This window comes from Ruegeria sp. AF7 (genome assembly GCF_056541885.1).
In genome coordinates this window covers 105,366-118,757 of the sequence record NZ_JBQFYX010000006.1, presented here as the reverse complement: position 1 = coordinate 118,757, position 13,392 = coordinate 105,366, and the positions used below count along the sequence as shown (strand labels likewise).

The 13,392-nt window shown below is 57.2% G+C and carries 14 protein-coding genes; 11 read left to right on the top strand and 3 right to left on the bottom strand.

The window, feature by feature from the left end; translation table 11 throughout:
- Positions 1–48: 48 nt before the first annotated feature.
- From nadA to ACR0AP_RS12685, 9 genes are all read left to right on the top strand, one after another.
- Positions 49–1,098 carry a quinolinate synthase NadA gene (gene nadA / locus ACR0AP_RS12725; protein WP_480507025.1) on the top strand — a complete coding sequence of 350 codons (1,050 nt, stop codon included), beginning with the start codon at positions 49–51 and terminating at the stop codon, positions 1,096–1,098.
- 6 nt (positions 1,099–1,104) lie between these two features.
- Positions 1,105–2,673, top strand: coding sequence for an L-aspartate oxidase (locus ACR0AP_RS12720; RefSeq protein WP_480507024.1), 1,569 nt, complete (start codon positions 1,105–1,107; stop codon positions 2,671–2,673).
- Complete coding sequence (gene nadC / locus ACR0AP_RS12715; RefSeq protein ID WP_480487362.1) at positions 2,670–3,518, top strand: carboxylating nicotinate-nucleotide diphosphorylase; 849 nt, start codon at positions 2,670–2,672, stop codon at positions 3,516–3,518. The genes ACR0AP_RS12720 and nadC overlap by 4 nt, the downstream gene beginning before the upstream one ends.
- 114 nt (positions 3,519–3,632) lie before the next feature.
- On the top strand, positions 3,633–4,613 hold the full coding sequence (gene bioB / locus ACR0AP_RS12710) for a biotin synthase BioB (RefSeq protein ID WP_209507670.1): 981 nt from the start codon (positions 3,633–3,635) through the stop codon (positions 4,611–4,613).
- The gene (locus ACR0AP_RS12705; protein WP_480507023.1) at positions 4,610–5,743 is read left to right on the top strand and encodes an 8-amino-7-oxononanoate synthase; all 1,134 of its coding nucleotides are present in this window, start codon (positions 4,610–4,612) and stop codon (positions 5,741–5,743) included. Before bioB ends, ACR0AP_RS12705 begins: the two co-directional genes overlap by 4 nt.
- Positions 5,740–6,360 carry a dethiobiotin synthase gene (gene bioD, locus ACR0AP_RS12700; RefSeq protein WP_480507022.1) on the top strand — a complete coding sequence of 207 codons (621 nt, stop codon included), beginning with the start codon at positions 5,740–5,742 and terminating at the stop codon, positions 6,358–6,360. The genes ACR0AP_RS12705 and bioD overlap by 4 nt, the downstream gene beginning before the upstream one ends.
- Positions 6,357–7,643: an adenosylmethionine--8-amino-7-oxononanoate transaminase gene (gene bioA / locus ACR0AP_RS12695; RefSeq protein WP_480507021.1), complete on the top strand. Its 1,287-nt coding sequence runs from the start codon at positions 6,357–6,359 to the stop codon at positions 7,641–7,643. The genes bioD and bioA overlap by 4 nt, the downstream gene beginning before the upstream one ends.
- Complete coding sequence (locus ACR0AP_RS12690; protein ID WP_480507020.1) at positions 7,640–8,260, top strand: pimeloyl-ACP methyl esterase BioG family protein; 621 nt, start codon at positions 7,640–7,642, stop codon at positions 8,258–8,260. The genes bioA and ACR0AP_RS12690 overlap by 4 nt, the downstream gene beginning before the upstream one ends.
- Entirely contained in the window at positions 8,257–9,012 is a 756-nt protein-coding gene (locus ACR0AP_RS12685) for a methyltransferase domain-containing protein (protein WP_480507019.1), read from the top strand. Before ACR0AP_RS12690 ends, ACR0AP_RS12685 begins: the two co-directional genes overlap by 4 nt.
- A gap of 123 nt (positions 9,013–9,135) precedes the next feature.
- Here ACR0AP_RS12685 and ACR0AP_RS12680 read toward each other — a convergent pair whose 3' ends face one another.
- From ACR0AP_RS12680 to ACR0AP_RS12670, 3 genes are read right to left on the bottom strand one after another with little or no spacing between them, the layout of a single operon-like run.
- Positions 9,136–10,062 carry a carbohydrate kinase family protein gene (locus tag ACR0AP_RS12680; protein WP_480507018.1) on the bottom strand — a complete coding sequence of 309 codons (927 nt, stop codon included), beginning with the start codon at positions 10,060–10,062 and terminating at the stop codon, positions 9,136–9,138.
- 39 nt (positions 10,063–10,101) lie between these two features.
- Positions 10,102–11,199, bottom strand: coding sequence for a glucokinase (locus tag ACR0AP_RS12675; protein ID WP_480507017.1), 1,098 nt, complete (start codon positions 11,197–11,199; stop codon positions 10,102–10,104).
- Between the two features lie 42 nt (positions 11,200–11,241).
- A complete protein-coding gene (locus tag ACR0AP_RS12670) occupies positions 11,242–11,484 on the bottom strand; it encodes a family 1 glycosylhydrolase (protein ID WP_480487380.1) in 243 nt (80 codons plus the stop codon).
- Positions 11,485–11,591: 107 nt separating this feature from the next.
- On the opposite strand from ACR0AP_RS12670, the gene ACR0AP_RS12665 reads away from it, so the two are divergent.
- Positions 11,592–12,341 carry a sugar phosphate isomerase/epimerase family protein gene (locus ACR0AP_RS12665; RefSeq protein WP_480507016.1) on the top strand — a complete coding sequence of 250 codons (750 nt, stop codon included), beginning with the start codon at positions 11,592–11,594 and terminating at the stop codon, positions 12,339–12,341.
- The gene (locus tag ACR0AP_RS12660) at positions 12,341–13,387 is read left to right on the top strand and encodes a LacI family DNA-binding transcriptional regulator (protein ID WP_480507015.1); all 1,047 of its coding nucleotides are present in this window, start codon (positions 12,341–12,343) and stop codon (positions 13,385–13,387) included. The genes ACR0AP_RS12665 and ACR0AP_RS12660 overlap by 1 nt, the downstream gene beginning before the upstream one ends.
- The last annotated feature ends 5 nt before the right edge of the window (positions 13,388–13,392 follow it).

The window sequence follows — 13,392 nt, the reverse complement described above, 5'->3', positions numbered from 1 at the left end:
TTCAACAACCCCGTGGGGTTGAAGGCAACTGACAAAGGTGGCTACCCGTTGCTCGATATTGCACATGTCCGCTCGGTGATTTCGGACGTTTATGACCTTGCCCCATCGGCCACTCTGGCCAATGAGATGAAAGAAACGTTTGCCCGCATGGATCGCGTGGTCAGCCCACCAGATTGGGCAATCTACGCGCCTTACGTGCGAGCCATCAATACGCTCAAGAAAGAGCGTAATGCCGTGATCCTTGGGCACAATTACATGACACCCGAGATTTTTCATGGCGTGTCCGATTTCGTTGGAGACAGTTTGCAGCTTGCGATCAAGGCCAGTGAGGTCGAAGAAGATGTGATCGTTCAGGCCGGTGTTCATTTCATGGCCGAGACATCGAAAATCCTCAGCCCTCAGAAGACTGTTCTGATGCCCGACATGGAAGCCGGTTGTTCATTGGCAGAATCGATCACCGCTGAGGGAATCGACGAAATGCGCGCCAAATACCCCGGCGCGCCGGTTGTGTCCTATGTAAACACCACTGCCGAGGTTAAAGCAGCCTCGGATATCTGCTGCACCTCTTCGAACGCACTTCAGATCGTGAACGCCATGGAAAGTGATACGGTCATCATGACACCGGATCAGTATCTGGCGCAGAATGTTGCCAATCAAAGCCACAAGAACGTGGTGTATTGGCCTGGCTCTTGCATCGTGCACGAACAATACACGGCACAGGACCTGCGCGACTTCCGCGAATGGAACCCGGGAACACGGCTGATTGCGCATCCTGAGTGCCCGCCGGATGTGGTGGCCGAGGCAGACTATTCCGGCTCGACCAGCGGTATCATCAAATACGTGCATGATGAAAAGCCGAATAAGGCGATGCTGATCACCGAGTGTTCAATGGCATCCAACATTGCCGATGAATTGCCCGAGGTCGAATTTGTCGGGCCATGCAACATGTGCCCGTATATGAAGAAGATCACGCTTGAAAAGATCCTCTACGCCCTGCACACGATGGAAGGGCAGGTCGAGGTAGCCGAAGATGTGGCTGAAAAGGCGCGCAAATCCGTTCAGGCGATGATCGATCTGTCCCGCAAGCTCGGCATTTGATCTGAAATGACCAAAGTCACCACGGATCGCGTCATTATTGTGGGGGCAGGCATTGGTGCGCTTTATGCAGCACTTAAGCTCGCGCCGCGGGCAGTGGTTGTGATTTCACCGGATGTTTTGGGTGAAGGTGCTAGTTCCTCTTGGGCACAAGGCGGTGTGGCCGCAGCAATGGATTTGTCTGACAGCCCGGAAAGCCACAGCCTGGACACCGTCAAGGCTGGCGCGGGCATAGTCGTTCCGGCTGTTGCTGATCTGGTCACGCGCGAGGCGCGGCAATATATCTTCGACCTGACGACATTGGGCACGCCATTCGATCGCACCAAGGATGGCAGTTATGTGTTGTCACGCGAAGCGGCGCATAGCTTCGCACGTGTCGTACGGGTGAAAGGGGATCAGGCAGGTAGTGAAATAATGGCTGCCCTGATCGAACGGGTGCATGAAACGCCTTCGGTTCAAGTGTTGGAAGGTGTTCTTGCCACGGCGCTGGACGTATCAAACGGTCGGGTGACTGGCGTCACGGTTCAGGACGCATCCGAAACAGAGTCCGAGCCCGTAACGCTATGTGGGCCTGCCGTATTGCTTGCCGGGGGTGGCTCTGGCGGGCTGTATGCCTTGACGACCAATCCGGCACGCATTCGGGGGCAAGTCATCGGGATGGCCGCGCGTGCTGGTGCACTTATTGCTGACGCCGAATTCGTTCAGTTTCATCCGACGGCAATGGATGTTGGTGAAGATCCGGCTCCGCTGGCAACCGAGGCGTTGCGCGGAGAAGGGGCAACCCTGATCAACAATAAGGGTGAGCGGTTCATGTTATCCGTTCACCCGGACGCAGAACTTGCCCCGCGAGACGTCGTTGCGCGTGCGATTTTTGCCGAAGTGCAGGCAGGCAACCGACCCATGCTGGACACCCGCACCGCATTAGGCTCGAAGATAACGGACCTGTTCCCGGCAGTTGCCGAATACTGCGCGCGCAATGGTATCGACCCGGTCAACGAACCGATTCCGGTCGCACCGGCAGCGCATTATCACATGGGTGGTATTGCTACCGACTTTGACGGTCGCGCGACACTTGACGGGCTTTGGGTCTGCGGCGAGGCATCTTCGACCGGCCTTCACGGTGCTAACCGGCTGGCCTCGAACGGGCTGCTTGAGGCGCTTGTTTTTGCGCGCATCTGCGCCGAAAGCATCGGGACATCCGTTCCGGTGGTGTCAATTGCCGACCCAGTTGCATTGCATTTTGTTCAGGTAGTGTCCCCTGACACGACCAAGGCTATCCAGGAGTTGCGCGAAACCATGACGCGTGACGTTGGCGTTGTCCGGGACCGGGCGGGCCTAAACCGTGCTCTGCAAACTATTGCGCGGTTGGAGGGGCAGCATGATACCAGCCCGTCATTTCGCAACATGTGTGCAACCGCGACCCTGATCGCTGCCGGAGCCTTGAAACGCGAAGAAAGCCGCGGTGCACACAAGCGGTCTGACTTTCCAAAAGCCAATGTTGGGCTCGGAGAGCGGTCCCGGATGTATTTGTCCGAAGCAATGAGCATTCGGGCCAAAGCCTGCGAGGAACTGTCATGACAAATGCGATCCTGCCAGATCTGATCCTGGAACCCATGGTCCGCGCTGCGCTGATGGAGGATCTGGGAAGCTACGGTGATGTGACAACCCGCGCTGTGATCCCACAGGAAACAACCTACACAGCCAGCCTGAACGCGCGCGAGAACGCTGTCGTGTCGGGGATGCAAGTTGCTGCAATCGCGTTCCGGCTTATGGATCCGTCGCTTGAGGTTGACGTGAGGATCAAGGATGGTTCGCGTTGTGCACGCGGTGATACGCTGATGACCATTAAAGGCTCTGCCGCATCGATCCTGTCGGGCGAACGTGTCGCTCTGAACTTTGCCGGACGCCTGACGGGTATTGCCACAAAGACTGCCGCATTTGTGGAGCAGACCAAGGGCACCACTGCCCGCATGACCTGCACGCGTAAAACCACACCAGGTCTGCGCATCGTGGAAAAACAAGCCGTGCTGCACGGTGGCGGTTTCAACCACCGCTATTCCTTATCAGATGCAATTCTGATCAAGGACAACCACATTGCTGCGGCCGGTGGCATCCGTCAGGTTCTTGAAGCCGCCAAGGCACAGGCCAGTCACATGATGGCGGTCGAAATTGAAGTTGATCGACTGGACCAGCTTACCGAAGTGCTGGACGTGGGCGGCGCTTCGGTTGTTTTGTTGGACAACATGGACAATGACATGCTGCGCGAAGCGGTTGCCATGGTGGGCGGGCGGTTGAAGACCGAAGCCAGCGGCAATGTGACATTGGAACGGGTCGCATCGATTGCGGCGACAGGGGTTGATTACATCTCGTCCGGTGCCTTGACGCATTCTGCCCGCACCGTCGATCTGGGGCTCGATTTCTGAAGGCGCGGCATTTCCGCTTGATTTATGATCGTTTGCGCCAACACAGTTGCGCATTCAGATTTTATCGATAATAAATCCACAGCAACGCAAGCTGCAGAAAGTTTTATAGATAAAATGATCATCCCACACTCCGGCTGGACCCGTAAAACTGCGCAAGCTATTCATGATCTTCCGCTAATGGACCTTTTGTTCCGTGCGCAGACCGTGCATCGGGAAAACTTTGATCCAAACCAGATCCAGACTTCGAAGCTATTGTCGATCAAGACAGGTGGCTGCGCCGAAGATTGTGCCTATTGCTCGCAATCAGCCCGCAATGGATCAACCTTACCAGCATCGAAGCTGATCGAGGTTCAGCGCGTTCTGACCGAGGCCAAGAAAGCCCGCGATGGCGGCGCGACCCGGTTTTGCATGGGCGCGGCGTGGCGCGAGCCAAAGGCGCGTGACATGGATGCGCTGGTCGCGATGGTCGAGGGCGTCAAGGAACTGGGCATGGAAACCTGCATGACGTTGGGTATGCTCGACGACACTCAGGTGGTGCAGCTGCGCGATGCCGGTTTGGACTATTACAATCACAACATCGACACATCGGAACGCTATTACTCCGAAGTCATCACCACCCGTACCTTTGCGGATCGGATCGATACGATGAACCGGGTGCAGGAAGCAGGGATCAAGGTTTGCTCAGGCGGCATTCTGGGGATGGGTGAACATACTGGTGACCGTATCGACATGTTGCTGACATTGGCCAACATGACGCCTCCACCGGACTCGGTGCCGATCAATATGTTGATGCCGCAGGCCGATACCCCACTTGCCGACGCCGAGCCGATTGACCCGATCGACTTTGTGCGGATCATAGCAACGGCCCGCATTTTGATGCCCAAGTCCTATGTGCGGCTTTCGGCCGGGCGCAGCGACATGAGTGACGAGATGCAGGCGATGTGCTTTTTCGCCGGTGCCAACTCGATCTTTGTTGGCGAAACGCTTCTGACAGCAGAAAACCCCGAAGAAGACACCGACGCGGTCCTGTTTGCGAAACTTGGTCTTCAGGCCGAAAAAGCCGAAACGCGAAACTGCACGGAAGCTGCCGAATGAAAGCAGTCAACCGACTGGAATCGATGCTTGATGCGCTTCAAGCCCGGCACCGCCGCCGGGCCTTGATCCCGACACAAGGGCTGGATTTCGCGTCGAATGACTATTTGGGTCTTGCCGGATCTCAAGTGTTACAACGTGCGGCGCATGATGCGTTGTCGCGGGGTGTGCCTGTAGGTTCGGGAGGTTCGCGTCTGTTGCGGGGCAACCACCCTGAACATGAAGCGCTGGAGCGGGAAGCGGCCGCATTCTTTGGAGCCGAGGCCGCACTGTTCATGGGAGGCGGGTTTCAGGCCAATCAGGCGATCTTCTCCACGTTGCCTGCGGCTGAGGATTTGGTCCTTTATGACGCACTGGTTCACGCGAGCGCCCATGAAGGTATGCGGTCCAGCCGTGCAGGCCTGCGTGCCTTCCGCCACAATGATGTTGCGGATGCACGTAACGTATTGTGCGACTGGCAATCTACAGGCGGTTCGGGCCAGGTCTGGATTGCCGTCGAAAGCGTGTATTCCATGGAAGGTGATCTGGCGCCACTGGAAGACCTGTCCGTACTTGCGCGCGAAGCTGATGCGGTTTTGGTTGTTGATGAAGCCCACGCCACCGGCGTTTTCGGAGGGCGAGGCCGGGGTCTTGCGCATGACCTGAATGCTGATCTGCTGACATTGCATACCTGTGGTAAAGGGCTTGGTGTCTCAGGTGGGCTGATCTGCGGTCCGCGCGTGATGATAGATACCCTGATCAACCGCGCTCGTCCCTTCATCTTTGCGACCGCTCCGTCGCCTTTGAACGCTTCTCTGGTTCGTGCTGCGCTACGGGAGTTGGCCAAGGATGTCAGTCTGGTTGAAGGTGCGCATGAACGTATGCGCCATGCCCATGACACCGCACGGGAACTGGGGTTGCCCGCAGCCGCGTTGAACAGCCAGATCATCCCGGTTGTACTGGGAGACGACGAGCGCACAATGGCGATGGCGGCCACTTTGCAGCAGCAGGGTTTTGACGTTCGGGGCATCCGCCCGCCCACTGTCCCAAAAGGCACATCCCGTTTGCGCGTCTCGATTACCGGAAATGTCACCCTTCAGGATATCTCGACCCTATTTTCAACCATCGCAATCTGTCAGTCGGAGGCCGCATGAGCGCGCTGATCGTTGCCGGAACCGACACAGGTGTCGGGAAAACCGTGTTTTCGGCCGGTCTGGCGGCAGCTTTGCAGGCTCGGTACTGGAAACCTGTTCAATCTGGTCTTGAGGATGTTACAGACACTGAAACCGTCAGCGCGCTGAGCGGTGCCGAGGTCCTGCCCGAAGCGTACCGGCTGAACATGCCCGCCTCACCGCATCTGTCTGCCGAAGACATGGGTATTGAGATTGACCTCTCGCGTCTTGAAATTCCGAAAGTGGACGGGCCTCTTGTTGTCGAAGGGGCAGGGGGCCTTATGGTGCCGCTGAACCGCCAGTCGTTTTTTCTGGACCTGATTGCCGGATGGCAGGCTCCGGTTGTTCTTGTTGCGCGCACCGCCTTGGGAACGATCAACCACACCACATTGTCTCTAATGGCGCTTCGGGCTGCTGGCTGCGAGGTTGTCGGCGTCGCATTCGTGGGTGACCCCGTGCCGGACGTAGAGCAAACCATCGTCGAGATGTGTAAAGTGCATCATCTGGGACGCCTGCCATTTCTGAGCGACCTGACACCGCAGCGCCTGAACGGCGCATTTTCGGCAATCGATGTGGCGACCATTCGGAGGTTCCTGTGACCCCGTTGGAATTTGATGCGCGCCATCTGTGGCACCCTTATACACATGTGCTTGAACCCGGCCCGATGCACCTGATTTCCGGGGCAGAAGGTGTCTGGCTGACGCGTGCTGATGGCATCAGAATGATCGACGCAATGTCGTCCTGGTGGTGTACGGTGCATGGCCACAGGCACCCGGCCATCATCGATGCGATGCAAATGCAGCTGAGTACACTGCCGCATGTGATGTTTGGCGGTCTGACCCACGAACCCGCCGTGGAACTCGGGCGCAGGTTGGTCGACCTTCTGCCAGATGGCCTGGATCGCATTTTCTACAGCGACAGCGGCTCGGTCGCGATTGAAGTCGCGTTGAAGATGGCAGTCCAGTACCAGATTGCCAAAGGCCGGGGCGAACGGTCTGAATTTGCCACGATCCGGGGTGGCTATCATGGCGACACATGGAAAGCGATGAGCGTTTGTGATCCCGTCAACGGGATGCATGGTCTGTTTCGCGGTGCGTTGTCGATCCAGCACTTTCTGCCACGCCCTCACATCCAGTTCGGCGATGTGTGGCTCGACGATCCTTCCGAGAACGGGTTGGAGGCGCTAGAGGCGTTGCTGAATGACAAAGGCAACAGGATCGCCGCGCTGATCCTTGAACCGGTGGTGCAGGGCGCTGGTGGGATGTACTTCTATCACCCCACCTGGTTACGCGGGGCGCGTGCCTTGTGTGATGCGCATGACGTTTTGCTGATCTTCGATGAAATCGCGACCGGTTTCGGACGCAGCGGCGAGATGTTTGCAATGGATCACGCCGGGGTAGTTCCGGATATCCTGTGTCTTGGCAAGGCGCTGACCGGTGGGCATATCACTTTGGCCGCCACTATTGCGACCGAGGCCGTCGCTCACGGGATTGGCGAAAGCGAGGCCGGTGTTTTGATGCACGGTCCCACCTACATGGCCAACCCTTTGGCTTGCTCGGCAGGTGTGGCGAGCCTTGACCAGTTGCAACAGCGAAACTGGAAGCAGGAAGTTGCATCAATCTCGCAGCAGATGAAAACCGAACTCGCGCCCGCGCGCAATCTGCCCGGTGTTGCAGATGTGCGCGTTCTTGGCGCAATTGGCGTTATCGAGATGGAAGAGCGGGTCGACCCCTCCATCGCACATGGATTGGCCGCAGAAACCGGTGTTTGGCTGCGCCCGTTTGCTCGCAATATTTATTGCATGCCTCCCTATGTTATTTCGCCGGACGAACTGAGCAGGGTAACGTCTGCGATGCTTGCTCTGGCTGGGGGGCAGAAATGAAAAGCCGTTGGCTGGCCCAATCAGACGACAGTATTCTGACCCTTGTGTTCGGTGGATGGGCATTAAGCGATGCTCCGTTCCGGGGTCTTACGGGGGGCGGGAATATCCTGTTGGTGGAAGGCTACACCAGCCTCAATGACCCCCTGCCTGATCTCGCCCGTTTCGATCACATTGATATGCTGGCCTTTTCCTTTGGTGTCGCGTCGGCTGCACATTGGCTGGCGTGCTCGGGCTTTCGTCCCGACCGATTGATCGCCATCAGCGGCACTTTGCACCCGGCGTGCCCGGAACGTGGTATTGCGCCTGACATGATCAAGGCAACGGCGGCTCAGCTTTCCGAGCGCAGCTTTGCCAAGTTCTGCCGCCGCGCGGGTTTGCCAGGCGAGCCCCCGGAACTGGACATCGCAGCGGCGCGGCGGGAACTATTTGCCGTGATCCAACGCGGGTCTGCCCCTGATCCGGGTTTTGACAGGGTGTGGATACCCACAAACGACCGGATCATTCCGACAGCGGCCCAAGATGCCGCATGGGCCTCAACCTCGGCCCGAGTCGAACATGTTGCGGGGCCGCACGTACCATTCCTACCGAAGCAAAGTTGGGCGAGTTGGGTATCATGACAGCGCAACTGGCAGACAGGGTGCAGCGGAGCTTTAGCCGAAGCTTTCAAACCTACCACGACACGGCAAATCAGCAAGCCTGGGTCGCAGGCAAACTGGTCTCCGAACTGCGTCGTGCCAGAGCCCCGGACCGTTTTGAAACTGTCTTCGAGCTGGGATGTGGCACAGGGCATCTGACCCGTCTGATGCGACAAAACTTTCACCTGCCAAACCTCATATTGAACGACATCGCGCCGCAGGCTCAGGCAACAGCGGATGCGGAACAGGCGACGTTCATTGCCGGTGATGCGCGTGAAGTTCACTGGCCTTCCCGGATTGATCTGATCGCCTCGGCTTCGATGATCCAATGGATGGAAAGCCCGCTTCAGTTGCTTCACAAAGCGATGGACGCGCTTGAGCCCGGCGGGTGGTTGGCGGTTTCGGGTTTTGGCCCTCAGCAATATCAAGAGCTTAGCGCGATCGGATCTTCAGCGCGTGCACCGGGCCTTACTACGCCAGCTGCTCTTGCCGCTGCTGTCGACGGGCCGATGCAGGTATTGGCCGCTGGTGAAAGCCTGAGACAAACCTATTTCGATACGCCCCGCGAGGTTCTTAGGTATTTGCGAAGAACAGGTGTAAATGGCAGGGCGCAAGGGACATGGACCAAGTCCACGCTGGCTCGGTTCGAAAACGAATACGCTAAGGAATTCGGCACGGACTGCGGGGTCTCACTGACATATCATCCCGTGTGGATCATTGCCCGGAAGCGATAGGTGCTTATTCTGCCGTGGCCCAACGTAATTTGTGAGCCTGCCAGGCGGTCGCAAACTCCGTAGCCACGGCCCTCGGCCTCGATGCGATTGTCACCAGTTCCTTTTTGCGGTTGTTGAAGGCAATCAAATTTCATGTGCCCAGGGCGGCTCTGCCCCGGCGCGTGATACTGTTACGGCGGCAACAGTTGCGCCCAACGCCATGGCCGCCCGCAAGCTTTCGGGGGTCAGATTGCGCAGCCCTTGCTTTGTCAAATGCCCTGCGCGGCTGAGTTCGGTCAAAACCCCAGCATTAAACGTGTCGCCCGCGCCGATCGTGTCGACAACCTGAACAGGTTTTACAGGAACCGAAACCTTGGAACCGTCGGCCAAGTACCCGTTCGCCCCGTCGCCACCCCTGGTCACGATGAGGGCAGACGGACCGGTCTGCAATAAAAGGGACGCTTTGGCGGCCTCGGGTTCGGCTCCTGGGATGATCCAATCAAGATCTTCGTCTGAAACCTTCACAATATCGGACTGCGCAATCATGCGGTTCAGACGGGTTCGATACCGGGTCTGATCCTTGATGAAATCCGGTCGGATATTCGGATCCAACATCACTGCGCGATCCGCTCCGTGGCGGTTCAGAAGGGAGGCATAGGCATCCGCGCAGGGTTCACATGCCAGGCTGATACCCCCAAGATATAAGGCGGACACGGCTGTAAGCTGGTCCGGCATGTCCTCGGGTTGCAGCATTCGTCCAGCGGTGTTTTCATCAACAAAGCCGTAAGTGGCGTGACCGTCTTTTAGCTGTACGAACGCAAGGGTCGTGGGGCGGTCAGAGACGACCACATGTGACGTGTCAACATGGCTTGAAATCAGCGCCTTAGTAATTTGTTGGCCAAACATGTCAGACGACACACCGGTCAGCATTCCGACGGAAACACCCAGACGACCGACTGCGACCGCCGTGTTCAATATCGCCCCACCTGTGTGCGGTACAAATCCTTGTGCGCCCGACACTGTCGGCTCGGAAATCATGTCGATCAGGGCTTCACCACAGCACAGGATCATTTCGTAGTCCTTTTCAGATTATTTTGTCAGGAAGACCTGTTATCGCATCAAAGCGTTCTTGCAGAAATTGTTCGCCCCGATGATGCCGAACTCTGCTTGCTCGGATACATACAGGTTCAACGAGCGGCGCAGTTCGCTGAAACGGCCGCCGCCGTTGAATGCCTCTCTGAACTCATCACCGAACAACCAGCGGTTCTTTTCCGCGACGCCGCCAACAAGAAACACTCCGCCCGCAGGCATCAGTGTGACAGCCATGTCGCCCATCAAAGCTCCCAGATGGGTGTTGAACATCCGAGCTGCCTTTACCGCGACGGGGTCAGAATGGTCGCGGGCGTCGCGCAGGATGTCTTTCGCCGAGCGCGTTGGTGTCTGAACATGGCCTGCCGCCAGCCCGATCGCCTGATAGAGGATAGGCAAGCCCGTACCGCTGAGGAACATTTCAGCTTCCAGCGCGAGGCTGTCACCAAAGAAACACTCGGGCGCAATCCCGCGGGCTGCTTCAAAGATGTCAACTTCGTCTCGGTGACGCGGATACAGACCCACATGCCCACCTTCACCAGAGACTGTATGATAGTGGCCCTCGGAAAACAGCAACGCTCCCACGCCAAGCCCGGTGCCAGGACCCACCACCAATCGCGTGCCTGCGGGCGGTGTTGCGTGACCTTGCAAGACGGCAACATCTTTCTGGGTTACTTCTGCTACCGACCAGGCTGCAGCGGTGAAATCATTAATTACAAACGTATGACTGGCACCGGTGGCCTTGGCCAATTCGGCCTCGGACAGGTCCAGATTGGCATTTGTCAGCCGAATCGTGCCGTTTCGGACAGGGCCCGCCCCCGCCGCCACCACTGCCTGCGGATTTGTTCCGATTTCATCCCGAAGCGCGTGAAACGCTTCAAGCAGATCTTCCAGTGTCCCCGTCGGGCGCTTGCGCAGGTCTGTCAGCTCTCCGTTCGTAACCACGCCCAGCCGTGTGTTGGTGCCCCCTATGTCAGCAACCAGATTCCAATGCTCATGCACCGCACCGGATGGTTGCGCTAACGGCTGAGAGACGTTCTGACCCCCGGAAAGGGCAGACTTGAGCGCCATGAACGACGCTTTTGGTGTTCTCTCAAGCGTTTCAATACTCACGTCCACCAGTCTAAACCTTCTTCCACGTCCGAAGGCCATTCGCATATGTCACAGTAGTGACCAGACAAAACAGCCCTTTACCGGAACATCTTGTGCCAAAGCGTCCCGTACGGCGGTCAGGTGTCGGTCGAGATAATCGATGCGATCATCGTTCTGAAGACGTTCCGCGCTCGCCATACCGGTTTCGGTGATACAGATTGGTGGCCCTCTCGTATAGCCCTTCATTGTTCGGATCAGAAATCGGTTGAGGGTAAATGGCTCGATTTCCCACCCCATCTGGGTTTTGGGCAAAGGCTCGGCGCTTTATTCAGGGTTGGCCGTACGGATCGCATCTATACGGCGCTTGACATGGTTATAATTCATAATCCACCTTAATTGAAACGTTTCAATGGTGAGGGATGCGAGTTTCTGCCCAACTCTACACAGTGCGACAATGCGGTGATCTTGCAGATCAACTGCAATTGGTTGCGGCCTGCGGGTATTCAGATGTCGAAACCACCGGCTTGCATGGCCTGACCCCCGCTCAGATGGCTGGCATTATTATCGGGTCAGGCCTTACTGTTCGGTCAGCACATTTTGATTGGGAAGAGTTTGAAGGGCGATTTACGGATATCGTCGAAGTATTAAACCTAATGGAATGCCGGGTGGCTGTCATGCCTTGGCTGGCGCCCCAGGTGCGGCCCGACGCTGCCGAGGGATGGAGGGCGGTGTCGGGCCAGTTGTCCAAATGGGCAAACCAACTGACAGATCATGGTATCAGCCTTGCGTATCACAATCATGATTTTGATCTTATCGGTGAGGCTGGCGACACACCTCTTGACCTGATCCTTTCCGGCGGAGATGTCTTTTGGCAGCCAGATATCGGTTGGCTGGTTGCGGCTGGCCTGGATCCGGCGGACGCGATCCGCCGCAACGCCAATCGAATCCTGTCCGTGCATGCAAAGGATATTGACCCAGCAGGCGGAACAGGTGACGCGCGCTGGCGCGATATGGGCGAAGGCGTGGTTAACTGGAACGCAACCTTGCGCGCGCTTTCCTCGACCAACTGCACGGACCTGTTTGTCGAACATGACGAAACCGCAGATCACGTACGCACGCTGCAAACGGGTCGGTCGTTTTTGACGGAACAATTGGCAGGATTTGAGTGATGGCGCGGGCGACGATCAAATCGATTGCCAGAAGTACCGGGTATTCCGTTGGCACAGTCTCGAATGCCTTGCGGGATTCCGTATCGGTGAAGCGGGAAACCCGGGAAGAGATTCAGAAAGTTGCATCGGAGCTGGGATACCGGGTGAATCTGGATGGCCTAAAGCTGCGCACTAATAAATCCTATAGAATTGCGGTCATGGTCAGTGTTTCAAATGATGCGGCGGAAGAGTGGGAAGGTGTAGAGTTTACGCGTATTCTGGCCGGAATATCCAACGCGCTAATAGGATCACGCTATCAGCTGAGCGTATTCAGCGCATGTGATGGCGAGGCCGCGCTGCAGACGTTGAAGTCTATCGTGCAGGAAGGGCAGGCTGATGGCGTGATCTTTTCCGGCACGCGGGTTCATGATGAACGCGTCGCGTATCTGCAGGGGCAGGGCTTTCCTTTTGTCACATACGGCATGAGCGACAGCCCTCAACCGCATCCTTATGTGGACCTCGACAGTCAGGCAGCGGCCTATGATGCCACGACCCGGCTGCTTGCGCTGGGGCATCGTCGCATCGCTTTGATAAACCCGCCGGATGACCTGATCTATGCGCAACAACGCCGCCGGGGTTATGCTGATGCGCTGTCAGAATGCGGTGTGGAGTTCGATCCGGCACTGGTTTCCACCGGCCCGACCACCGCGGAATCCGGTCAGCAGAAATTTGCGACGCTTATGCAGTTGCCGAAACCGCCGAGCGCCATCATCTGCGCCAATGAGGCCATAACCCTTGGGGCGCTGTCAGCTGCCGACAAAGCCGGAGTGCAGGTTGGCAGGGACGTTGTGGTCATCTCGAACGATGACTTGAAGCTCAGCCAGTATTTTGTACCGCCACCCAGCACTTATTACTTGCCGATTGCTGAAACAAGCCGTCTGCTGGGTGAGTTCATGTTGAAAGCTTTGGACGGGGTCGATCCGTCCGAGGTTCAGAAAAAGATCAGGGCCACATTGATCGAGCGGCAACCTGACACCCCGGCGCCGGAAGCGGCGCAGACCACCTGATCCAA

Bases quoted from the DNA above. Each gene is read 5' to 3' on its own strand.
- ACR0AP_RS12720 (WP_480507024.1), top strand. From the start codon at position 1,105: ATGACCAAAGTCACCACGGATCGCGTCATTATTGTGGGGGCAGGCATT.
- nadC (WP_480487362.1), top strand. From the start codon at position 2,670: ATGACAAATGCGATCCTGCCAGATCTGATCCTGGAACCCATGGTCCGC.
- bioB (WP_209507670.1), top strand. From the start codon at position 3,633: ATGATCATCCCACACTCCGGCTGGACCCGTAAAACTGCGCAAGCTATT.
- ACR0AP_RS12705 (WP_480507023.1), top strand. From the start codon at position 4,610: ATGAAAGCAGTCAACCGACTGGAATCGATGCTTGATGCGCTTCAAGCC.
- bioD (WP_480507022.1), top strand. From the start codon at position 5,740: ATGAGCGCGCTGATCGTTGCCGGAACCGACACAGGTGTCGGGAAAACC.
- ACR0AP_RS12690 (WP_480507020.1), top strand. From the start codon at position 7,640: ATGAAAAGCCGTTGGCTGGCCCAATCAGACGACAGTATTCTGACCCTT.
- ACR0AP_RS12685 (WP_480507019.1), top strand. From the start codon at position 8,257: ATGACAGCGCAACTGGCAGACAGGGTGCAGCGGAGCTTTAGCCGAAGC.
- ACR0AP_RS12680 (WP_480507018.1), bottom strand. From the start codon at position 10,062: ATGATCCTGTGCTGTGGTGAAGCCCTGATCGACATGATTTCCGAGCCG.
- ACR0AP_RS12665 (WP_480507016.1), top strand. From the start codon at position 11,592: ATGCGAGTTTCTGCCCAACTCTACACAGTGCGACAATGCGGTGATCTT.
- ACR0AP_RS12660 (WP_480507015.1), top strand. From the start codon at position 12,341: ATGGCGCGGGCGACGATCAAATCGATTGCCAGAAGTACCGGGTATTCC.